A 22,730-nucleotide genomic window follows, 5' to 3' on the forward strand; every position below is an offset into this window, starting at 1 on the left:
CTGTAAATAAAGAGGTTATCGGTAATAAAAATGTTTTATTTGTAATTACTCAACCTTAAAAATTAGTATTTCTAATGAAACTATCGGTAATTACAGGAACAGGTTCCTTCATTCCATCAATAAAAAAAGAAAACAATCAATTTAATGATAACTTATTTTTAAATGCTGATGGATCGTCCTTTTATAATTCAAATCCTGTAATTATTGAAAAATTCAAGTCCATAACAGGTATTGAAGAGCGTCGTTATGCCAAACCAGTATACAAAGCCTCAGATCTTGGCTTTTTTGCTGCTAAAAAAGCAATTGAAGATGCTAATATTGATCCAGAAGAATTAGATTACATCATTTTTGCTCATAATTTTGGAGATGTTAAAAAGGATGCTATTCAAAGCGATATTCTTCCAAGTTTGGCTACTCGTGTAAAACATTTATTACAAATAGAAAACCCAAATTGTGTTGCCTACGATATTTTATTTGGTTGCCCTGGTTGGGTTGAAGGTGTTATTCAAGCACAGGCATTTATAAAAGCGGGGATTGCTAAAAAATGTTTGGTTATTGGTGGAGAAACTTTATCGAGAGTTGTTGATGTAAACGATCGCGACTCTATGATTTATAGCGATGGCGCTGGTGCTTGTATCGTTGAAGCTACGGATAAAGGCGATAGTGGAATTTTAAGTCATGCTTCACAAACTTTTACTAAAGAAGAAGCTTATTACCTATTCTTCGGAAATTCTAATGATAAAAATAAGGATAACGATGTGCGTTATATAAAAATGCATGGGCGAAAAATTTATGAATTTGCTTTGACCAATGTTCCAAAAGCAATGCAAACTGCTTTAGATAAAAGCGGAAAATCGATCGATGAAGTAAAAAAAGTGTTCATTCATCAGGCTAATGAAAAAATGGATGAAGCTATTATTAAGCGTTTTTATCGTTTGTACAAAAAACCAATACCTGAAGGAATAATGCCTATGAGCATTCATAAATTAGGTAATAGTTCGGTAGCGACAGTCCCAACCCTACTCGATTTAGTTTTGAAAGGCGCTATTGAAAATCAAGAAGTAAAAAAAGGGGATGTTATTATACTTGCTTCGGTAGGTGCTGGTATGAACATCAATGCAATTGTGTACAAGTATTAAAGTTTATTAGTGGTACAATTTCTTACTAAATATTCTCGCAAATCTAAAATGTAAGTACTATTTTTGCGCATGCAACAACACAACGTACTTATATTAGATTTCGGATCGCAATACACACAGTTAATTGCGCGCCGCGTAAGGGAATTAAACATCTATTGTGAAATTCATCCTTACAACAAAATACCACAAAACTTAAACGATTTTAAAGCTGTAATCCTTTCTGGAAGTCCATCATCAGTTCGTTCCGAAGAAGCTCCTCATCCAGACTTATCTGAAATTAGAGGTAAAAAACCATTATTAGCAGTGTGCTATGGAGCACAATATCTAGCACATTTTTCTGGTGGCTTAGTTGCTCCTTCTAATACTCGTGAATATGGTAGAGCAAATTTATCTTTTATTAAAGAAGGTGAAGAGTTCTTTAATAATATTTCAGAAGGGAGTCAAGTTTGGATGAGCCATTCCGATACAATTAAGGAGTTACCAACAGACGGAACTTTGTTAGCAAGTACTCATGATGTAGAAAATGCTGCATACAAAATTGAAGGAGAGACTACCTATGCTATTCAATTTCATCCAGAAGTATATCATTCTACTGATGGAAAACAATTATTACAAAACTTTTTAGTTAATATAGCAGGAGTAGCCCAAACTTGGACACCAGATTCATTCGTTGACGAAACGGTTGCTGAGCTAAAAGCAAAAATAGGTAATGATAAAGTTGTTTTAGGATTATCAGGAGGTGTAGATTCTACCGTAGCAGCAGTTTTACTACACAAAGCTATAGGAAGTAATTTACACTGTATTTTTGTTAACAACGGATTGTTACGAAAAAATGAGTTTACTGACGTATTAAAGCAATACGAAGGTATGGGATTAAACGTTAAAGGAGTAGATGCTTCGGCACGTTTTTTGGAAGAACTTGCGGGATTAAGTGACCCAGAAGCAAAGCGTAAAGCTATTGGTAAAGTTTTTATTGATGTTTTTGATGATGAAGCACATCAAATAGAAGATGCTAAATGGCTAGCTCAAGGAACGATTTATCCAGATGTAATTGAATCAGTTTCTGTAAACGGTGGGCCTTCGGCAACAATTAAAAGTCATCACAACGTAGGTGGTTTACCTGATTTTATGAAATTGAAAATAGTAGAGCCTCTACGCATGATTTTTAAAGATGAAGTACGTCGTGTAGGTGCTTCTATGGGAATCGACAAAGAGTTATTAGGTCGTCATCCTTTTCCTGGCCCTGGTTTGGCTATTAGAATTTTAGGTGATATTACCGCAGAAAAAGTTCGTATTTTACAAGAAGTTGATGCTGTATTCATCAATGGTTTAAAAGAAAGTGGATTATACGATAAAGTATGGCAAGCAGGTGCTATTTTATTACCTGTAAACTCTGTTGGGGTTATGGGAGATGAAAGAACCTATGAAAAAGTAGTTGCCTTAAGAGCTGTAGAAAGTACAGATGGTATGACAGCAGATTGGGTTAATTTACCTTATGAATTTTTACAAAAAACATCAAATAAAATAATAAATAATGTAAAAGGTGTAAATAGAGTTGTATATGATATTAGCTCTAAACCACCAGCAACAATTGAATGGGAATAAAAATCCATTATTAATTTCAAAAAAAGAGTAGATGAAGAAATTACAGTTTTTACTATTAGTTTGTATTTTAACTTTTACCGTTTCTTGTGGTCAGCAAAAACGTTACGTTTCGTACAAAATCCAAGAAGGAGAAACGATGCGAGACATTGCGAATCGTTTGGACATGAAAACAAAAGATTTATTACGCTTAAATCCCGATGTTGGAAGACGTCCAGAAGCAAATACAGTAATAGTAATTCCAAATCCTAAAATAAAAAAAAGTACTTCTTCATCTACTACTTCTTCTCCTGAAGAAGAAACTATTAGTACAGACACCACTAACGAAGAAACTATTTCTAAAGATGGTTATGAAATAGCTAAAGATACTATCTTTCAACAAACCATTGTGGAATATGAAACGCATATAGTACAAAAAGGTGAAACAGTATATCGTATTACTAAACAATATGACATTACTAAAGATGACTTAATCAAATTCAATCCAGAATATACTAATATTCAAAGTAATAACCTTAGTATCGGTCAGGTTTTAAAGGTCAAGGAAATAAAGAAAACAATTACTATTAATAAAAAAGAGGTTTTAGAAAAGTTCTTAACGCATACTGTAAAGAGCAAAGAAACTATATACAGTTTAACTCGTTTTTATAATGTTTCTAAAGAGGATTTAATACAGTTGAATCCTGAATATCCCGATTTAGCCGACAACAAATTATCTATAGGACAGTTATTAAAAATTAAACCTATTGAAGAGGTTAATGAAGCTGAAAATTATTCTTTTTACAAAGATTATATTCAAGAAGACGCTTCAATAAACCTTGCTATTTTACTACCTTTTAAAGCAAGTGAATATAAAGAAAAATCTAGTAACGATATTTTTGAAAACAACCAATTAGCTAATATGGTTACTGATTTTTATTTAGGAGCAGAAATTGCCATTGACTCTATTCAAAAACAAGGAGTAAACGTATATGTTGATGTTTTTGATACTGGAAATAGAGGAGAAAATATTGCAACTATACTAAATGATAACAAACTTGAAAATACAGATGTTGTTATAGGTCCTTTTTATTCAGATAAAGCTGAAATTGTTGCAGCTGGCGTAAGGGCTCCTGTAATTTTCCCTCATTACTCAAGCAAACAAGATAAATTTTCATCCTCAAAATTGGTTAAAACTTCTCCTGAAAAAAGTAGGTATGCAGCGTACTTAACTTCTTTTCTGAAAGATAGCTACCAAGATCAAGAGATTTTTGTAGTAAGCGATGATCAAAACAGTACTAATAATTTAGTTTCCAAAATTGTATCTGAATTAAAAAAACATGATAGTATCAGTGAAGTACACATCTTAAAACCTAAAGATGGGTATATTAAAAGAGATCGTTTTACCAGTAAAATGACCACAAAAAGACACAATTGGGTCATATTTGCTTCTGAAGATAATGTAGTTGTTGCAGACGCTCTAAATAGTATGATAAGCTTACCAGACAATATAAAAGTACAAGTATTTACAACAGGTAAAGGAAGTGCTTATGATAGGATAGACAATAACAAACTTGCTGGTATTAATTTTACCTTTGTTTCAAATACTTATACTGATGAAGATGCTATAGAAACGAAGGCTTTTAATAAAAAATATTTAGAAAAGAACAATACCATTCCTTCTGATTATGCTGTCAAAGGTTTTGATATTACCTATGACATTTTAATGCGTTTAGCTTCGGGTGAAGACCTTACAAGCACCTTTAAAAAAGGGGTTTCTTTACGTGTAGAGAATAAATTCGACTACCATAAAAAAACATTTGGAAGTAGCACCAATGAAGGTTTATTTATCGTAAAATACAATAGAGACTTAAGTTTAAGTAGGTTAAGATAAATACCTAGAATACATATAAATAAAAAACCGAAACTAATTTATGTAGTTTCGGTTTTTTATTTATACTATTCACAGATTGCTTCTCCCGAAGTATCGGGTTCGCAATGACGGGTATTTATTTTTTTATTCCATTCTTTTTTTGCTTGTCCAAAAAACGAATCAAAAAAGCACACTTTTTTAATAAACCATACACAAAACTTCACGGCGTTTCTCACCTGAATCTGGAAGCTTCTGAGTACTATTCTTATGAAAAAGAGAGTTTCTCTCTTAAAATTATATCACGACTAATAAACTTCGACAGGCTCGGTTTAACAAAAAGTGTTTTTTATATTTTTTGTAATAGTTTGTTTTCTACTCATACATTTGTTGATAGTATTTTTGATACGCTCCGCTGGTTACATGTTGAACCCAATCTTCATTTTCCAAATACCATTTGACTGTTTTTTTGAGTCCTTCTTCAAACTGTAAAGATGGTTCCCATCCTAATTCATTCTTCAATTTTGAAGAATCTATAGCATAACGAAAATCATGGCCCGCTCTATCGGCTACATAGGTAATTAACTTTTCTGAAGTACCTTCTTCTCTTCCAAGGAGCTTATCTACTGTTTTTATCAATACTTTGATCAAATCAATATTTTTCCATTCATTAAAGCCTCCTATATTGTAGGTATGACCTAATTTTCCTTTATGAAAAATAACATCAATTGCCTTAGCATGATCTTCTACATATAACCAATCTCTAACATTATCTCCTTTTCCATATACAGGCAAGGATTTATTATTACAAATATTATTGATGAATAACGGAATTAGTTTTTCAGGAAATTGGTGTGAGCCATAATTATTAGAACAATTCGAAATTATAATGGGTAATCCGTAAGTATTATAATATGCTCTTACAAAATGATCTGAAGATGCTTTGGATGCTGAATAAGGAGAATGCGGATCATACGCTGTGTTTTCTAAAAAGAAGCCTTCTTTTCCTAAAGAACCATATACCTCATCTGTAGAAATATGATAAAATAATTTTCCTTCAAAATTGTCTTTCCAACTATTTTTAGCTGCTTCTAATAAACTCAACGTTCCATAAACATTTGTTTTAACAAACGATAAAGGATCTGTTATAGAACGATCTACATGCGACTCTGCTGCTAGATGAATAACTCTATCAATTGAATAGGTAGAAAACAATTCTTTCACCAAATCTTCATCGCAAATATCTCCTTTTATAAAGGTGTAGTTTGATTGATGCTCAATGTCTTTTAAGTTTTCTAGATTTCCTGCGTAGGTTAACGCATCTAAATTTATTATGTGATCGTTTGGATAGTTATTTACAAACAATCGCACCACATGAGAGCCTATAAAGCCAGCTCCTCCTGTAATTAATATATTCCTCATGAAAGTTTAGTATATAAACTCAAAGTTACTAATAAATAAACGGAGTTTTTAACTCTATAAAAGTAGAAAGTTGTCGGTCTTTTGAAGAAAGTATTACGTCTTCAGGATCAATTTTCCAATCAATATTCAACGTAGTATCGTTCCATATAATTCCAGCATCGTATTCAGGAGCATACCAATTATCTACTTTGTATGCAAAAACAGCTTCTTTGGATAAGGTTACAAACCCGTGCGCAAAACCTCTTGGAATAAATACTTGTTTTTTATTTTCTTCAGATAACTCTACCGCTATATGTTTACCATAGGTAGGGGAGTTTTTTCGAACATCAACCACTACATCCAATACTTTTCCTTGAATACAACGCACTAGTTTAGCTTGAGCAAAAGGTGGTTTTTGAAAATGTAGTCCTCGTAAAGCTCCATAAGTCGATTTTGACTCATTATCTTGCACAAAATTTATGTCCCCAATATTATTTTCAAATTCTTTTTGATTGAACGATTCAAAGAAATACCCTCTTTGATCTCCAAAAACTTTTGGTTCAATAACAACTACTTCAGGAATTTCAGTCTTCGTAAAAATCATTGTTTCTCTTTTGCTAAGTTTAATAAGTATTGTCCGTAGCTATTTTTTTTCAAAGGTTTTGCTAAATTTCTGACTTGTCCTTTATTGATATACCCCATATAGAGCGCTATTTCTTCTATACAAGCTACTTTTAAACCTTGACGCTTTTCAATAGTTTCAATAAATTGACTTGCTTCTAACAAAGAATCATGTGTTCCTGTATCTAACCAAGCAAAACCACGTCCCATTAATTCAACTTTTAACTGTTCGTTTTCTAAATAATACTGGTTTACAGAAGTGATTTCTAACTCTCCTCTGTTTGATGGTTTTACATTTTTCGCTACTTGAATCACATCATTTGGATAAAAATACAATCCAACCACCGCATAATTAGATTTCGGGTTTTCAGGTTTTTCGATAATCGAAATGGCATTTCCACTAGTATCAAAATCTACCACTCCATAACGTTCAGGATCTTTTACATTATACCCAAAAATGGTTGCTTTCTTTTCTTTTTCTACATTATATATTGCGGATTGTAGCATTTCAGGCAATCCATGGCCATAAAAAATATTATCTCCCAAAATAAGACAAACATCATCACCTCCAATGAATTCTTCACCAATGATGAATGCTTGCGCTAATCCATCTGGAGAAGGTTGCTCTGCATAATTTAAGCGTATTCCTAACTCACTTCCATCGCCTAATAACTTTTTAAAACTTGAAAGATCATCAGGAGTAGAAATAATCAGAATCTCTCGAATACCAGCCAACATCAATACTGAAAGTGGATAATAAATCATCGGTTTATCATATACTGGAAGCAACTGTTTAGATACTCCTTTAGTAATAGGATATAACCTCGTTCCTGACCCGCCTGCTAGTATAATGCCTTTCATGTAGTACAATTTTGATTTATGAATTACGAAATTTTGAATTGTTCGTTGATTCTAAAACAACTTAATCCTTAGTGTATTTTGAGATAATTTTATCAATCTGATCAAATTTTTCCCGTAAAATGTTCTCGATACTATTCCGATTTATTATCGGAATCACTCGAACTGACATATATTCTTGTCAAATAAACCAATATAAAAATGGGTTAAATTATATATACCTCTTTATGGTATTGCTAAAGTATAGAAAAAATAAACTATTGGGGGGATGAAGTTCTCAATTTTTAGTTTTTAGTGAGGAATTTAGAGTTCTTAATTATTGATTATCCATCCTTTCAGTTTAACTATGCTGAATCAAAAGGTTTTTCTTTACAGAAATGACAAACAAAACGTCATTTCTAACTGAGTGATAACGAATGTGAGAAATCTTATCAAATAGAATCACTTATAACTTTAAGATTTAGCTACGTTGAACCTAAAGATTTCTACCTTTGGTCGAAATGACATATCCTTTTCTTTTCCCCTTTGTTATTAAAAAGAACGATACTACTGAAGTAAGCTGTTTATCTCAAACTATTAATATAAAGATTGCTTTTCCCGATGTGTCGGAATCGCAACAACGAGCTTTTATTTTTACTCCCCATTCATTTTTTGCTTGTCCAAAAAACGAATCAAAAAAGCACACTTTTTCAATAGGAATTTCTGCTGCGCAGAACCGTACGCAAAACTTCGCGGCGTTTCACGCCTAAATCTCGAAGCTTTTGCATCCTATTCTTTGAAAAAGAAATTCTCTCCTTTCAATCAAAATAACAAACAAAAAGTCATTTCGAACTGAATGATAACGAATGTGAGAAATCTTATTAAAAGGAGTAACTCCTCACAACCTTAAGATTTAGCTACGCTGAAGCTAAAGGTTTCTCCCTACGGTCGAAATGACATATCCTTTTCTTTTCCCCTTTGTCATTAAGAAGAACGATACTACTGAAGTAATCTGTTTATCTCAAACTATTAATATAAAGATTGCTTTTCCCGATGTGTCGGAATCGCAATAACGAGCTTTTATTTTTACTCCCCATTCATTTTTTGCTTGTCCAAAAAACGAATCAAAAAAGCACACTTTTTCAATAGGAATTTCTGCTGCGCAGAACCGTACGCAAAACTTCGCGGCGTTTCACGCCTAAATCTCGAAGCTTTTGCATCCTATTCTTTGAAAAAGAAATTCTCTCCTTTCAATCAAAATAACAAACAAAAAGTCATTTCGAACTGAATGATAACGAATGTGAGAAATCTTATTAAAAGGAGTAACTCACAACTTTAAGATTTAGCTACGCTGAAGCTAAAGGTTTCTCCCTACAGTCGAAATGACAAGTTTCTTATTATTACTGTTTTTGTTGCCATTTCCAAGCTGAAAGCAACGCTTCTTCTAGTGTCTCTTGAGGTTTCCAACCTAATACTTTATTAGCTTTTGTAGTATCTGCATACACCGCTGTAATATCCCCTTCTCTTCTATCAGTTATTTTATAATTTAACGATTGTTGGGTAACCTTTTCAAAAGTTTTTATAATCTCCATTACAGAGCTTCCTTTTCCTGTACCTACATTAAAAAATTCGAAATTTTCTTCATTTTCTTTATTCAATAAACGTTCCAAAGCTTTTACATGCGCTTTTGCTAAATCAACTACATGAATATAATCACGAATGGCTGTCCCGTCTGGAGTTGGATAATCATCTCCAAAAACTGCTAATTCCTCTCTAATTCCTGCCGCTGTTTGTGTGATAAATGGAATCAAATTTTGAGGAACCCCCAATGGTAATTCTCCAATTTTTACAGATTTATGTGCTCCTATAGGATTAAAGTATCGCAAAGCTATGGCATTCATATTATACGCCTTACAACTATCTTTTATAATCTCCTCTCCTATCTGTTTGGTATTCCCATAAGGAGACTCCGCTGGCTTAATAGGTGCTCCTTCTGTAATAGGCAATTCATCTGCTTGTCCATATACAGTACACGATGAACTGAAGATAAAATGATCAATGTTTCGATCTTTCATTTCTTGTAACAGATACACTAAGGCATTGATATTATTCTCGTAATAATCCAATGGCTTTTGAACACTTTCTCCTACAGCCTTAAAAGCAGCAAAATGTATTACTCCATCAATTACATTCTCATTAAAAAAGCTATGTACTGCTTTATTATCTCGTAAGTCTACCTGATAAAAGTCTGGTTTAACATTGGAAATCTCATTAATTTGTTCTAATACTTCAATTTTAGAATTAGATAAATCATCGATAATCACCACGTCAAAACCTGCGTTTTGTAACTCAACCACCACATGTGAACCAATAAAACCTAAACCTCCTGTTACTAGTATTTTTTTCATTATTTTAACATGTTCGAGATTACATCTTTTATTCGAACTCTATCTTCATCAGTTAAATTAGAACCGGAAGGTAAACATAACCCATCTTCAAATAGCTTTTCTGAGACATTGGTTCCATAATATTTACAATCTTTAAAAACAGGCTGTAAGTGCATTGGTTTCCATAAGGGACGAGACTCAATATTTTCTTTTTCTAAAGCTAAACGTAACTCTTCTCTTAAAAAACCTGTTTTACTTTCCTCTATAACTACAGCACTTAACCAATGGTTTGAGAAATATTCTGATGTTGGTTCTGTTAAGACAGTAACACCTTCTACATCTTTGAATACTTCTTGATAAAACTGATTATTAGCTCTTCTATAACCAATATGCTTATCTAATACTTCCATTTGACCACGCCCAATACCTGCTACAATATTACTCATACGATAATTATATCCTATATGTGAGTGTTGGTAATGAGGGGCATTATCACGTGCTTGGGTTGCTAAAAAAATTGCTTTCTGTTTATCCTCTTCATTCTTACACACCAGAGCTCCACCTCCTGAAGTTGTAATTATTTTGTTCCCGTTGAATGATAAAATTCCGAAATCACCAAACGTGCCACATTTTTGCCCTTTATAGGTTGATCCAAGCGCCTCAGCGGCATCTTCAATTAAGGCTATATCATATTTTTTAGAAAGCGCTACAATTTCACCCACTTTAGCAGGCATTCCGTATAAATGCACTACAATCATTGCTTTTGGTTTTTTCCCGTTAGCAATTCTATCCTCAATTGCTTCTTCTAAAGCACTTGGGCACATATTCCAAGTATCTTTCTCACTATCTACAAAAACAGGTATAGCTCCTTGATAGGTAATTGGATTAGCAGAAGCAGAAAAAGTCATACTTTGACACAACACCTCATCTCCATAGCCTACCCCTGCTAAAATCAACGCTAAATGCAAAGCAGAAGTACCAGAAGCTAAACAAGCTACTTTTGAATTCTCTCCAACATACCCCTCTAAATCTTGTTCAAAACCATTTACATTAGGTCCCAAAGGCGCTACCCAATTGGTATCAAATGCTTCTTGCACATATTTTTGTTCGCTACCTCCCATGTGTGGAGAGGATAACCATATTTTTTTTTCCATAATCTAAGCTCTATATAATGGGAAAAATGAACTATTATCAGTCGAAATACCTTTTTTTCTAACTAGCTCATCATATTTTTCTTTGTTTACTATATACTTCCATATTTTAAACTGGAAATTCTCTTTAGAAAACCCAGATTTGAATCTAAATAAAGGATCTTCATCACTACCACCAACTCCGCCTCCTAAATGTAAAAACTCGGCATTTAAATCATTCCCTAATAACCTAGCTTCATCAAGTATTAGTTTCATTGGTGTGTCTCTTGCAAAAGCTTGTTTTGTTCCTGCTAAGTGATATTGAATAATTTTATTTGTAATTGTAAAAATTGCTCCAGCTGTAATTTCTCCTGCTTTTTTAGCAAGTAACAATTTTGTTTCGAAACAATTATTATTTAAAAACTCATAGAAATATTCTTTTGGAAAAAAGTAATTATCATTCGCTTCTACTTTTTTCATTGTCTCATAATAAATTTCAATAAATTCATCTTGTTCTTCTTTTGTAGTTGCTTCAACAACTTCAAAATCATTTTTCTTCAATTTATTGATTTCGTATTTATTTGATTTTCTATATTGTCTTCTTTGCTCTTCAGTACTAATTGTTAAATTAATCGCTATTGTTTTATTTAAACTAACTATTCCCCCTAAACCTTCTATTAATTTATCATTTTCTAAAATAGGATGTAATCTTGAAAAAACAGATATTATCTTTTTCTCTACGAAAAATTCATTAAGTTTACTTTGAAAGCTAATTTTTAACTCTTCGGAGATTGCATTGATATCAATATTTGATATTGCACCAGCATAACCGTATACTGAAGTACAATCAAATAAATCTGTATCTGGTATTTCTCTAATTATTAATGGTAAAGCTATAAAATTATTATCTTCTTGATATACAAACAATATTGGTTCACCTTCTTTTTCTAATTTATTATAAGATGAAGTATGGTAAAAATCATGAACAAATGATGCATTAACATACTCTTTCCATGATTCTTCTGTTAGTCTTATAATTTTTGTTTCTGACATTCTTGAATTGATTTTTTTAATGCTGTCGTTATGTAAATAATATCTTCTTTGGAATATCTAAAATCTACATGTAAAAACAGAAATCTATTTTGATAGTTAATATCTAGTTCTGTTTTCTGATTTGGCCACAAAATTGCTGGATAAACATTAACTTCTATTAATTTGTTTCGAATAAAATCTCTTTCACTACTTGAATTAAATAAAAGTAAAATTCCCAATGCCTTTTCATTTGAACTAATCAAAAAATCATTAAAATCCTTTAACTGTTTTGAACACAATTTAATATTTGATTCCTTTTTTTTGATTATTCTCTCAACAGCCAATCCATCTGATATATTTTTTACTAAAACAGGCAAAGCAAAATCTTTATAAAGAGATGTTAATTGCTTTTCTGCTTTTACATAGTAATTTCTAAAGAAGTCTTTATTATGAAATCTATTTTCTAAATATTCTCTCTTTAAAAACATTCCTAATGTTTTATATTCTGCTGTTTCATCTCCTTTGACACTTTCTATTCCCGTAGGAAGTTTATACTTTTTGGGAGAATACAAAACACCCCCAAGAGGTATTGGTAACTGTTTTCTTAACGATGCAAAAACATAATCAGAAGAACTTTCCTTTATTGATAACAAGTCATGTGTTAAATCATCAACAATTGTCATGTTTTTGAATAAACCAATATTAGGCATAACTATTCCAAAATAATTAACATTAATGAATACACTACTCTTATCATCTTCAAAAAAATCAATATCCAACAATGTTTTTTGGGGGTTAAAATGAAAAATAATTACCTCAATACCAAGCTCAGGTAAATTTTCAATTACATCCTGACAGTAATATGAGGGAACATAAACCTTTTTCCAACCAAGTTCTTTTATCCCTTGTTTTAATAATGCATATAGTGAAGATCTTCCTGAAAGGAAACAAGAAAAATTTTTATCATCAAAAAAAACTTTCTCTTGTTTTTTTAATATAAAATCTTTGTCACAAAAGTGAAATTCAGAGCCAAACTCTTTCTTTCTCATTATTTCTCCCAGTAATTATTATTTTCTAACAATTTAAAATAGTCGTCACTTGTTATTCCAACAACAACTTGATCCCACCATTGATTCTTTCTAAAATAATGATTCTTCTTAACACCTTCAACTTGCCAACCGCATTTTTTTGTGTAAACACCAATAGAAGGTTGATTATATGAAATCATTGACCCATTTATTCTCATTAAACCCAATTCCTCAAAAGCATACTTATTAATTGCCATTATTGTATCGACTCCGTACCCTTTACCTCTCATTTCTTTATCCCCTAGTAACATTCCATGAAATGCATTTCTATCTTTCCAGTTTATATCTACCAAGTTAGCCATACCAATCAGGCCTAAATCTGGAGTATCTATTGCAAAACGCTGGTTAACACTTCCCATAGAAAGAGAAGTAAACCATTTTTCTTGGTCTTGCATACTTGATGGAAAATGCCATCCTCCTAACATATAATTGATTTCAGGATCATTGGACCATTTATGTAAAAGTTCTAAATCTCTCTCTTCTATTGCTCTTAACACAACTTTTTTCCCTCTTATATTCATAAAATTATTTTTTCTTAAAATGATTACTACTTAAATTTCTACTAACTCCTAAATCATCTATATCATCTACAGTTTGGCCATTTACTATAGTAGACGATTTAAATAATACCGAATTTATTGTCATAAATATTATCCTCGCATCCAATGAAAAAGATAAGTTATCAACATAAAAGACATCATTATCAAACCTTTCAGAAAATCTCATTGTATTTCTTCCTTTTACCTGTGCAAGTCCTGTTATTCCTGGTCTAACATTATGTCTCTTCTTATGTTTCTCTGAATACATTGGTAAATACTCAGGTAATAAAGGACGAGGTCCTATTAAACTCATATCTCCTTTTAATACATTTAGCAACTGCGGAATTTCATCCAAAGAAGTTTTTCTAACAAATTTACCAATAGTTGTCAACCGATCAGCATCAGGTAATAAATAACCTTGTGCATCTTTTCTATCATTCATGGTTTTAAACTTGATGATTTTAAAAATTCGTTCATCTTTACCTGGACGCTTTTGAAAGAAAAATGGTTTCCCTTGATTTGCAAAAAATAACCCAATCGTAACTATTAGAAAAACTGGTGATAAAATTATAAAACCTAAAAAGGTTATTATAAAGTCTAAAAAACGTTTGATATGGTTATTATAAATCATATTTTAATTTTTATTATTTCGTCAATATTTATCTGATCAATGGCAGAAGATACATCAACAAATTCATTTTCTTTAATCATTTTCTCAAACTTTTCATAGGCTCCATTTATTCCAGAATAATTCATAAAATAACTCATATTAATCTCTTTTTTTTGGTGAATATCAAAATCTCTAAGATGAAAATAAGTCATATTATATCTATCTTTCTGAGATAACATTTTTTTTATAATGTTATATGGCATAACTCTAAAATAACCTCCTCCTGAATAAATAATACGTTTATTAAAAACCTCAATGTAATTTATAGGCAGCTCTAAGATTGATTCACCAGATTCTAATTCTAATAAACAAGGATTATGAGCTTTCAAATCCTTGAATCCTCCATATCTTCTTTTGGCTGAAAAAATTGAACAGTCACATTCAAATTCTAAATCCTTTAATACTTCTAAAGCCCATTTTGAGTTAGGAGTTATTGAGAAAGCAGGGGCACGATAATATTTAACTTTCTTTTGTGTAATTTTTTCTAAACTCTCTTTTGCTATTTTTGTGTCATTAAAAAAATCCTTCTTGTTAAATTGAGTTACTAATTTATGTAAATCAGAGTGACAGGCTACTTCATGTCCTCTATTATCTATTTTTTCAATTATATGAGGATATTCTCTAGCTATTATACCCAAACAAAAAAAAGTTGCTTTAAAACAATTTTCATCTAATGTATCTAAAACACTATCCAAATAACGCTCAAGTATAGGTAAATAATAGCTTGTTTTGTTTTGTTTTGTGTGTTTATAAGTATACCACTCTTCTATATCAAAAGTCAAAACATTCATTTTTTATTTTATTTTTTTGGTATCAATTTAACAACCTTTGCGGGTCTCCCTGTTGCAATAGTCCATTCTGGTATATCTTTTGTCACTAACGAATATGCACCTACTATTGCTCCCTCACCAACAGTTACTCCCGGCATAATCATTGATTTTGTTCCAATTAAACATCCTCTTTTTAAGTGTACTTTTTCTATGTTATAAGCTAATTTTGAATAATCCCCACCTCTAAAGTATTCTTTTAGATTTCTTTGGTGACACAAAATTATTGAATGACCAGCTACATGAACATTCTCCTCCATAATGATTTTATCAGCATATCCTGAATCTATAGTTACATTGGCTCCTATAAAAACCCCCTTACCTATTTCACATCCTATTATTTTTAAAATTCTGGGTCTTAAAAACCTAGGAAGTATAGGAGATAACAACGCAGAATCCATAAACCAATTTAATAATATTGAGTTCCTCAAGGTAATTAAGACTTTCTTAAAAACCTGAATAATACTAATATTGCCATATTGAGTTTCTGAATAATTAAACCCTAATTTCTTTAACAATTTATATGTTTTGCTTTCCATTTTTGACAACTGTATTTAGAATATGTAAATATTTGCTAGATAAGATATCTAATGAAAACTCTTTCGATCCTATTTCTTTAGAATTAGCAGACTGTATACTAAGAAGTTTATCATCTTTTAAATATTCTGCAAAATCCAGTGCATCAATATCACTAGGGTGAGCTGGTAAAATATACCCACAATTTTTTTCTTTAATTAAGTCAGCTTGCCACCCTTGATAATTAATTAATATTGGTTTACCTGCTGCTAAAGTATCAAAAAATTTATTTGCTGAATTATCCCATTTTATCTTATTGTCTAACACAAATGAACTTCCCATAGTTACTTTAGAATACAAATAAGGCAAACTGTTTTTTGGTATATTATCCATAAAAAACATATTATTATTTAATAAACCATGCTCTCTACAGTAACTAACAGTTTTTTCTTTTTCATTACCATCTCCTAAAATTAAAAAAACTATGTTTTTTATATTTTGATTAATTAACTTCTTTGCTAGTTCAGCTACATACATTATATTGTTAACTGGTCCTAAAGTCCCAGCGTAAAGAACTACTTTTTTATTTTTAAAATCAAAAGGTAACTCTATTTGATTAGATATATTTTCAAACCTTTTAATTTCACTAATATTAGGTATGACTCCAATTTTGTTCACTTCTCCCATTCTTTCTAGGATACACCTTTTCATTCCTACTGATAGTACCACAACATGACTAGCTTGTTTATAAATAAATTTTTCAAAAATACGCAACATTTTAATGATCAACCTATTCTTTACATAACCAAGCTGTATTGGTCCCTCTGGCCATATATCTCTTGCTTCAAAAATATAAGGTGTTTTTGAATAGAACTTTTTGACTAAAGCTGGTATAGAAGTAGTTAAGGGTGTTGATGTAGCTAAAACCAAATCTGCTTTTAATTGAGTTATTTTTATAGAACTATAAAAAAAGAATTTAAAAAAAACCTTTAATCTCTGAGGAACACTCATTCTTTGATTATAGTTGCAATCTAGAACCCAAAACTTTATTCCTTCTCTTTCTAGATAAACCCAATTTTTATTTTTAGGATTATTGAAATCCTTAATCATTGATGAGGTTGTTAAAAATGTCACATCGAACCCATTAAGAATAAACTTTTTGGACAAGTCATAAGACCTTGTACCTCCTGAACTCTCAGGAAATGTAAAATATTGGTGTATATAGATTATTTTTTTTTTCATTAACATTTATTATTTCAAGTATTAACATTAAGAAATTAAATAAGTATAAAGTTTATGGTATTCTTTTGCTATGTTTTTCCAATCATGCTTTTTAGGTAATAAATTTTGATCAAAATGATAACTACCATATCCTTCTATAACTTTTGTCAATTTTTTTATAATTTCGAAAGTTGTTGTATTATCAACTCCCTCTCCTATTGAGTTATCATAAAAACCATCAATCCCTTCATTTTTTGTATATATTATCGGTAACCCTTGTGAAAGAGCTTCTATGTATACTAATCCAAATGTTTCATTTTTCGATGGCATTGCAAAAATATCACAACTTCTCATTAACTTAGAAAGTTTTTCTCTATCAAAAATCTCGCCATGGTAAAAAAATGCATCCTTTTCTTTATGAACCATTTTTAAAACTTCTTTCTCTATACTCCCCCCTCCTCCTACTAAATGCAAAGAACACATAATTCCTTTATCTCTCAAATGTAATATAGCCTTTTGTAAGTTAATTACATTTTTACCGTTATTAAATTTCCCTATATAAATAATTTTAATTGGGTAATCTAATTCTTTCTTTTTTGGATAAATGTTTTTTAACCAATAATCATCAATACCATTAGGTATTATTAAAGTTTTTGATTCAATTATAGATGTTATTTTATTAAGATTTGTTTCTCCTAAAACTTTCTTCTTATAACTAGCTGATATTAAGATTATTTTTGATGAATTCAATAAAATTTCACGCCCAAAACTTCTCTCATGAATAAAATATTTTTGAAACAAATTTATGTCTGTATTTCTAACAGCTATTATATATGGAATCTTATACTTCATTGCTAATTTATACGCAACCCCTCCATCGCTATACCACGTATGAGCATGGATCAATTTAACTGTAGAAAAATCAACTTTTTTTTCAATATCTTTAACTATCTTATTTATCTTAAATCTATAAAAAACTCGATCAGTATATTTATTTAAAATTTTGCTATATATTATTTTAGATTTTTTTATTTTAAACTCAGGCTTATTTTTAGGCTTATTTTTTCCTCTTAATGGATTATAGACAACTTGTGGAACCCCTAATAAATCAACTTGTTCTACCAAATTTTTATAAAGCTTTGTTGATGAATAAGAGTTTATAACATGTAAAATCATTAGAAATATTTTAAGGTTCTCTTCTATTTTGTTTAGCTGAAATTAATATTATTGAGAAAAACCAAAACAAATCACTTGAATAAAGATTTTTTGAAAACATTCCAAAAATAAAGTATTGTAAAAACAATAATGCAACCCAAGTTAAATCAGAATGTTTTCTAATTACTCTAAACGATTCTCTAAGGCTTTTTATTACCCATATAATAAACACTCCTCCACCTAATATACCTGTAGACATTAACGACTCTACAACAAGATTATGAGGATAACTACCTACTAATTTAGGATTTTGTATTAAAAAAGCATTTCCAAAAAAGGGATTATCTATAAATTCATTAAAAGCTGTACTTACAATAATTTCTCTTGCGTTATCCCCTCCTACTTCAATTGCATAAAATAACCTCTCCAAAAAGTTACTCTTAAAGTAGTTATTCAAAAAAAGTGCAATATCAACAAAATAAGCACCTAAAACCCCTCCAATGATAAGTATTAAAAAAACTGATTTAATACTTCCATACCATAAAAACAATAATAGTAACACTACTACTATTAAAGCCAAAAAAGGACTTTTGCTCGCAGAAACGAATATACTACTAACTCCTATAATAAATCCAAAAAAGTGCAATAAATTATTTTTAAGGTTTCGCTTCTCTTTCATAAAGCGGTATACAGAAAGTATTGATAATGTCGCTCCAAATTGACCAAACAAAAGAATTCCGACATTCAAATCACCTGTTGTACGCCCCTGTAAATCTGCTCCTGCTCTAAAATACAAAGCTATAGATAATATGATTAACAATATATAATACAGTCTACTAAGTATTTTACTTATATTAATTTTATATGCTTGAATTACTATCAATAAGGCTACAGAGGGAACCAAAGTAACACCAAAAGCGAATTGTGCATACCTAGAAGAAGGTGTATCTGTATATAATTTAATTGGATCAATATATAAATCATGAATAAGCCTTAAACTATAAATAAACCAAAAAATTATAAAAAACAAAAATGGAGCTAAATACACCTTATTTATACGTCTTGAAAAAATAGTACTAATTATAAAAAAAAGAGAAAGCATTAAAACAACTATCCTAAATTGAACAGATAGCGATTCTTCAGATCCACCAATTAGTTTAGGAATTGTTCCTATAAATAAAAAACCTATAATTAAAATTATTATATATAAGTTAACTAACTTATCAAAAAGGCTTAATCTTTCCATCCTAACATCACAGTCCTTTAATTTTTAATTAAGAATTTTTATTACAGATTCCATGTCTTTAATATTATTTATTTTTTTTACAACTCCTATTCTATTTTGGATAAAAGTTTTAGCACGATGTAAATATATTTTGAACTTTAGTAAATAATACATTACTGTTTTTTCTACAACAAAATCTTTAAATATTTCTTTTGACTGTATTTTATGAAAAACTTCTAAGTGCGCATATAAGTATGAAAAATTTATTTTTTCAATAGCTTCCTTATTTTGAAATTTTTCTAATGCCTTAATCACAGACTCTGCCCAAATAGTAGGTCCTGTCCAATATTTAGGTATACGTTCATCCCAATTTTTGCATGTATCTTCTGGTAAATGTTTAACTTCTTCAATTTTAGAAATATGTTTATGTAAAACTCCAGCCCCACCAATACTTTTTGCACTTTTGCCACTTATTATAACAGGATAATTTACCAAAACATAAGAGTCAATAACTTGTGTTAATGCAATAGCGTTTGCCATATCTGGGCTTGGACCAGGAAAAAATGTGCCCGCTACTTTATATATCAAATTTAATGTTCTTCTTTCTACAATACCATGATATAAACAAGGTAATTTCTTTATAGTTCCACCTCCTTTTGACAAGGTATAATTTAAAGCTTCTTTTGTTTTAATAATTTGATATGAATCCTCTTTCCATTTTTTATATTTAAGAACTCCAGAAGCATCATTTGACAAATAATTTGACTTTTGATTTGGCCAATAATAACTAGGCTTATAAGATTTTAACGCCTTAAATCCATTTTCTTTCATCCATTTAGTTACCTCAACTATATTAGGCATTACCCCATCATCGTCTCCAATGAAACACACATACTCTCCTATACTTTTTTCTACCGCAAGATTAGAATTTCCTGTTTGAGACAACTTATCAGTTGTATAAAAATATTTTAGTCTCATATCTTTAAGTCCACTTAGATATTTCTTTATTTTTATATTATCATCAGAGTTATCATGAATTACTAACTCAAATTGATTACTATTAAACTTTAAAATAGAATTTATAACCTTTAAAAGTGTTTCATATCTATTTTTTGTTGGAATTACAATACTTAAAATCGGTTTATTCATCTTATTTCTTTTTAAAAAAACTTAAAAGGCTTAAATCAAGTGATCTTTTCATTTCTTGAATTGTATAAAACAAACTGGTAAAAAAAACTACACCTCCAATTACGTACTTTAATAAAGTTTCTTCTACATAAATAACTATCAATACAGAACAAGTAGTAAACAACAAGACCTGAAACATAATTCTTTTTAAATCTTTACTTAGTTTTATATTATATATTTTTTTATTTATCAACCACGGAAACAACATGTTTAAAAACATATTTAAAGAAAATGCCATACCTAAACCTTTTACATCATAGCATTGATACAACACTACAGAGTTAACAAAAAACAGTATTTGTAATGCAAACACCATTATTAAGTATATTCTTGTGTTATTCTTCGCTAAGAATACCATACCTAAAATTTGACCTAAAGGAAGAAAAGTAATCCCAAAACTTCCATATAGCAAATAAGATGATGTTTTTAAAAATTCTTTTGAATACAAAAATTGTACTATCCAATCAGAAGCAAAAACTATTACAACTACTAAAGGGGCTATCAAGACTAAAGAAGCTTTAGATTGTATATCCACTTCTTGATTAATTTTAATGTTATCATTTGCAACTTCTGAAATCCTTGGAAAATAATCTAATGCAATTGATGTAAAAATAAGCCCAAAATACCCACCTAACACCTGATAACCAGATTGATAAACACCAACAATTTCCAACCCCCCAACTTTAACCAAATAAGCTTTTAACACAAAGCCGTAGAGTGACACCATAACTGACACAATCATCAAAGAACCTCCTAAAACAAGCATATTCTTTGAATTTACTACGAACTCACTTAACTTCAAATTCACCTCTGTTAAATTTAATTTTTTACTGTATCGTTTTGATACTAAAAAAGAAATTAAAGACGAACAAATAAAAGCGTAAGTGACTCCATCTAACTTAAAAAAAAAGTACAAAGGCACGGATACCAGCACTCCAATAAAAGCTGATAATGCAGCAGATTTCGCCAAAATCTTAACCTCCCTTAATCCTTGTATTATTGCTTGTTGCCCATTAAAAAGAATATTAAAAAATATAGACAAACTCATCACTTTAATGTAAATTGAATATTTATTACTATCAAAAGTTAATTCACTTAATTCGTTAGAAAAAAGTATAATAATTACATTTCCTACTAAAGATAGTAGCAAAGTCAAATAAAAGGCTGTTTTAGCCATCTTACTTACTTCAACATTACTATTATTAGATGATTTTGAAAAAGAAATATCCCTAACACTACTTTTAGATACACCAAAACCAAAAAAAGCACTTGAAAGAGACTGAAAATTTTGAAGTACACCAAATAGCCCTACTCCTTCAGTTCCTAAAAAGATGGATATAACTTTATTTTTTATTAAACTAGATATTATTGTAACAACTCTAACGCTGGCTAAGACAGACATCGTTTTTAGTACATTAACAGTTTTTTTTTTTTCAATCATAATGAAGAAAAAACTCTTTATTAGAATTAATCCAAACACTCATTTCCCTAATCATTTCTTCATAAGAGGGGATTAGGTAATCAATTGAAAAGTTATTTCTTAATAAAGATTTATCCACCTTTACTGAATTATTTTCATTAACTTTTATATTATTATTTTTAAAATATTTATTAAATAAAATCAAAAGTTCATACTTAGAAATCTTTTCATTATTTACCATGTTGACTAATCCAAAAAAGTTGTTATCATAATTAATTATATAATCAATAACTTTTGCCAACTCCAAAGTAGTTAAACCTGTCCAGAAAGCCTGTTTATAACCCGAGATCTCACCCCCCTTTTGGTTCTTCATGAACCAATTAAATAAACCTATACCATCCTTATTTACATCTGGTCCTATAATTGAATTTCGGAGTGTTATATTTTTCTTATCATTTAACTCTCCTAACGCTTTAGTTCTATCATAAAAAGTTATTCCATCAGGTAAATCAAGTTCAGAATAACTACCTTTTTTTCCTGAAAACACACAATCAGTACTCATATGAATGACTTTAGTCTTCATCTCCTTGGTATAATCTGCTAATAGATGTGGAAAAAAAGAATTTATTAAAACCGCATTACTTTTATTTTCTTCTGCTTTATTATTTAAAATCCCTATACAATTAACTATATAATCATAGTCTCCTTCACTTAATATTTTTTTTACAAAACCTACATCTGTTATATCTCCTATTATTGTATCAACTACTGGAGACTTCCTTCTAGCAAAACCTACTACTAAATGTCCTCTTTCTTTAAGATAAGTAGAAATAGTAAATCCCGCCATACCCATCGACCCAAATACTAAAATTTTTTTTTTCAT

General features: G+C 30.2%; 20 protein-coding genes. 3 read left to right on the forward strand and 17 right to left on the reverse strand.

The genetic code is table 11. From position 1 onward, the window contains the following. The first annotated feature begins 74 nt into the window (after positions 1-74). The 3 genes from V1T75_RS11965 (at position 75) to V1T75_RS11975 (ending at position 4,614) form a co-directional block, all read left to right on the forward strand. Positions 75-1,139 (forward strand): 3-oxoacyl-ACP synthase III family protein, encoded by a 1,065-nt coding sequence (locus tag V1T75_RS11965; protein ID WP_330488759.1) that lies wholly within the window; start codon positions 75-77, stop codon positions 1,137-1,139. Positions 1,140-1,208: 69 nt separating this feature from the next. After that, positions 1,209-2,744, forward strand: a complete 1,536-nt coding sequence (guaA, locus tag V1T75_RS11970) for a glutamine-hydrolyzing GMP synthase (RefSeq protein WP_330488760.1) — start codon at positions 1,209-1,211, stop codon at positions 2,742-2,744. Positions 2,745-2,775: 31 nt separating this feature from the next. Next, positions 2,776-4,614, forward strand: a complete 1,839-nt coding sequence (locus V1T75_RS11975; RefSeq protein WP_330488761.1) for a PBP1 and LysM peptidoglycan-binding domain-containing protein — start codon at positions 2,776-2,778, stop codon at positions 4,612-4,614. A 351-nt stretch (positions 4,615-4,965) separates the two neighbouring features. Here the strand turns inward: V1T75_RS11975 and rfbB are convergent, their stop codons facing one another. The 17 genes from rfbB to V1T75_RS12060 form a co-directional block, all read right to left on the reverse strand. Beyond that, the gene (gene rfbB, locus V1T75_RS11980; protein ID WP_330488762.1) at positions 4,966-6,012 is read right to left on the reverse strand and encodes a dTDP-glucose 4,6-dehydratase; all 1,047 of its coding nucleotides are present in this window, start codon (positions 6,010-6,012) and stop codon (positions 4,966-4,968) included. A gap of 28 nt (positions 6,013-6,040) precedes the next feature. After that, entirely contained in the window at positions 6,041-6,595 is a 555-nt protein-coding gene (rfbC, locus tag V1T75_RS11985; protein ID WP_330488763.1) for a dTDP-4-dehydrorhamnose 3,5-epimerase, read from the reverse strand. Next, positions 6,592-7,473 carry a glucose-1-phosphate thymidylyltransferase RfbA gene (gene rfbA, locus V1T75_RS11990; RefSeq protein ID WP_330488764.1) on the reverse strand — a complete coding sequence of 294 codons (882 nt, stop codon included), beginning with the start codon at positions 7,471-7,473 and terminating at the stop codon, positions 6,592-6,594. Before rfbA ends, rfbC begins: the two co-directional genes overlap by 4 nt. Positions 7,474-8,849: 1,376 nt before the next feature. Further along, complete coding sequence (galE, locus tag V1T75_RS11995; protein ID WP_330488765.1) at positions 8,850-9,857, reverse strand: UDP-glucose 4-epimerase GalE; 1,008 nt, start codon at positions 9,855-9,857, stop codon at positions 8,850-8,852. Further along, a complete protein-coding gene (locus V1T75_RS12000; protein ID WP_330488766.1) occupies positions 9,857-10,990 on the reverse strand; it encodes a DegT/DnrJ/EryC1/StrS family aminotransferase in 1,134 nt (377 codons plus the stop codon). The genes galE and V1T75_RS12000 overlap by 1 nt, the downstream gene beginning before the upstream one ends. Before the next feature lie 3 nt (positions 10,991-10,993). Beyond that, positions 10,994-12,019 carry a GNAT family N-acetyltransferase gene (locus V1T75_RS12005; protein WP_330488767.1) on the reverse strand — a complete coding sequence of 342 codons (1,026 nt, stop codon included), beginning with the start codon at positions 12,017-12,019 and terminating at the stop codon, positions 10,994-10,996. Next, on the reverse strand, positions 11,998-13,047 hold the full coding sequence (locus V1T75_RS12010) for a hypothetical protein (RefSeq protein WP_330488768.1): 1,050 nt from the start codon (positions 13,045-13,047) through the stop codon (positions 11,998-12,000). The genes V1T75_RS12005 and V1T75_RS12010 overlap by 22 nt, the downstream gene beginning before the upstream one ends. Continuing rightward, positions 13,047-13,607: a GNAT family N-acetyltransferase gene (locus V1T75_RS12015; RefSeq protein WP_330488769.1), complete on the reverse strand. Its 561-nt coding sequence runs from the start codon at positions 13,605-13,607 to the stop codon at positions 13,047-13,049. Before V1T75_RS12015 ends, V1T75_RS12010 begins: the two co-directional genes overlap by 1 nt. A 4-nt stretch (positions 13,608-13,611) precedes the next feature. Next, complete coding sequence (locus V1T75_RS12020) at positions 13,612-14,253, reverse strand: sugar transferase (protein ID WP_330488799.1); 642 nt, start codon at positions 14,251-14,253, stop codon at positions 13,612-13,614. Further along, positions 14,253-15,077, reverse strand: a complete 825-nt coding sequence (locus V1T75_RS12025) for a polysaccharide deacetylase family protein (RefSeq protein ID WP_330488770.1) — start codon at positions 15,075-15,077, stop codon at positions 14,253-14,255. The genes V1T75_RS12020 and V1T75_RS12025 overlap by 1 nt, the downstream gene beginning before the upstream one ends. A 17-nt stretch (positions 15,078-15,094) precedes the next feature. Further along, positions 15,095-15,661, reverse strand: a complete 567-nt coding sequence (locus tag V1T75_RS12030; RefSeq protein WP_330488771.1) for an acyltransferase — start codon at positions 15,659-15,661, stop codon at positions 15,095-15,097. Beyond that, positions 15,642-16,880 (reverse strand): glycosyltransferase family 4 protein, encoded by a 1,239-nt coding sequence (locus tag V1T75_RS12035; RefSeq protein ID WP_330488772.1) that lies wholly within the window; start codon positions 16,878-16,880, stop codon positions 15,642-15,644. The genes V1T75_RS12030 and V1T75_RS12035 overlap by 20 nt, the downstream gene beginning before the upstream one ends. Before the next feature lie 27 nt (positions 16,881-16,907). Next, complete coding sequence (locus V1T75_RS12040; RefSeq protein WP_330488773.1) at positions 16,908-18,035, reverse strand: glycosyltransferase family 4 protein; 1,128 nt, start codon at positions 18,033-18,035, stop codon at positions 16,908-16,910. 10 nt (positions 18,036-18,045) lie between these two features. Beyond that, positions 18,046-19,260: an O-antigen ligase family protein gene (locus tag V1T75_RS12045; protein ID WP_330488774.1), complete on the reverse strand. Its 1,215-nt coding sequence runs from the start codon at positions 19,258-19,260 to the stop codon at positions 18,046-18,048. Positions 19,261-19,284: 24 nt separating this feature from the next. Then, positions 19,285-20,388, reverse strand: coding sequence for a glycosyltransferase family 2 protein (locus V1T75_RS12050; protein WP_330488775.1), 1,104 nt, complete (start codon positions 20,386-20,388; stop codon positions 19,285-19,287). A gap of 1 nt (position 20,389) precedes the next feature. Continuing rightward, a complete protein-coding gene (locus V1T75_RS12055; protein WP_330488776.1) occupies positions 20,390-21,868 on the reverse strand; it encodes an oligosaccharide flippase family protein in 1,479 nt (492 codons plus the stop codon). Next, positions 21,861-22,730 carry a dTDP-4-dehydrorhamnose reductase family protein gene (locus tag V1T75_RS12060; protein ID WP_330488777.1) on the reverse strand — a complete coding sequence of 290 codons (870 nt, stop codon included), beginning with the start codon at positions 22,728-22,730 and terminating at the stop codon, positions 21,861-21,863. The genes V1T75_RS12055 and V1T75_RS12060 overlap by 8 nt, the downstream gene beginning before the upstream one ends.

Origin of the sequence: Tenacibaculum sp. FZY0031, assembly GCF_036350695.1 — a bacterium.
Taxonomy (GTDB): domain Bacteria; phylum Bacteroidota; class Bacteroidia; order Flavobacteriales; family Flavobacteriaceae; genus Polaribacter.

Bases quoted from the DNA above. Each gene is read 5' to 3' on its own strand.
- V1T75_RS12040 (WP_330488773.1), bottom strand. From the start codon at position 18,035: ATGATTTTACATGTTATAAACTCTTATTCATCAACAAAGCTTTATAAA.
- rfbB (WP_330488762.1), bottom strand. From the start codon at position 6,012: ATGAGGAATATATTAATTACAGGAGGAGCTGGCTTTATAGGCTCTCAT.
- rfbA (WP_330488764.1), bottom strand. From the start codon at position 7,473: ATGAAAGGCATTATACTAGCAGGCGGGTCAGGAACGAGGTTATATCCT.
- V1T75_RS12005 (WP_330488767.1), bottom strand. From the start codon at position 12,019: ATGTCAGAAACAAAAATTATAAGACTAACAGAAGAATCATGGAAAGAG.
- V1T75_RS12060 (WP_330488777.1), bottom strand. From the start codon at position 22,730: ATGAAAAAAAAAATTTTAGTATTTGGGTCGATGGGTATGGCGGGATTT.
- V1T75_RS12030 (WP_330488771.1), bottom strand. From the start codon at position 15,661: ATGGAAAGCAAAACATATAAATTGTTAAAGAAATTAGGGTTTAATTAT.
- V1T75_RS11965 (WP_330488759.1), top strand. From the start codon at position 75: ATGAAACTATCGGTAATTACAGGAACAGGTTCCTTCATTCCATCAATA.
- rfbC (WP_330488763.1), bottom strand. From the start codon at position 6,595: ATGATTTTTACGAAGACTGAAATTCCTGAAGTAGTTGTTATTGAACCA.
- guaA (WP_330488760.1), top strand. From the start codon at position 1,209: ATGCAACAACACAACGTACTTATATTAGATTTCGGATCGCAATACACA.
- V1T75_RS12055 (WP_330488776.1), bottom strand. From the start codon at position 21,868: ATGATTGAAAAAAAAAAAACTGTTAATGTACTAAAAACGATGTCTGTC.
- V1T75_RS12035 (WP_330488772.1), bottom strand. From the start codon at position 16,880: ATGAAAAAAAAAATAATCTATATACACCAATATTTTACATTTCCTGAG.
- galE (WP_330488765.1), bottom strand. From the start codon at position 9,857: ATGAAAAAAATACTAGTAACAGGAGGTTTAGGTTTTATTGGTTCACAT.
- V1T75_RS12045 (WP_330488774.1), bottom strand. From the start codon at position 19,260: ATGGAAAGATTAAGCCTTTTTGATAAGTTAGTTAACTTATATATAATA.
- V1T75_RS12050 (WP_330488775.1), bottom strand. From the start codon at position 20,388: ATGAATAAACCGATTTTAAGTATTGTAATTCCAACAAAAAATAGATAT.
- V1T75_RS12000 (WP_330488766.1), bottom strand. From the start codon at position 10,990: ATGGAAAAAAAAATATGGTTATCCTCTCCACACATGGGAGGTAGCGAA.
- V1T75_RS12010 (WP_330488768.1), bottom strand. From the start codon at position 13,047: ATGAGAAAGAAAGAGTTTGGCTCTGAATTTCACTTTTGTGACAAAGAT.
- V1T75_RS11975 (WP_330488761.1), top strand. From the start codon at position 2,776: ATGAAGAAATTACAGTTTTTACTATTAGTTTGTATTTTAACTTTTACC.
- V1T75_RS12015 (WP_330488769.1), bottom strand. From the start codon at position 13,607: ATGAATATAAGAGGGAAAAAAGTTGTGTTAAGAGCAATAGAAGAGAGA.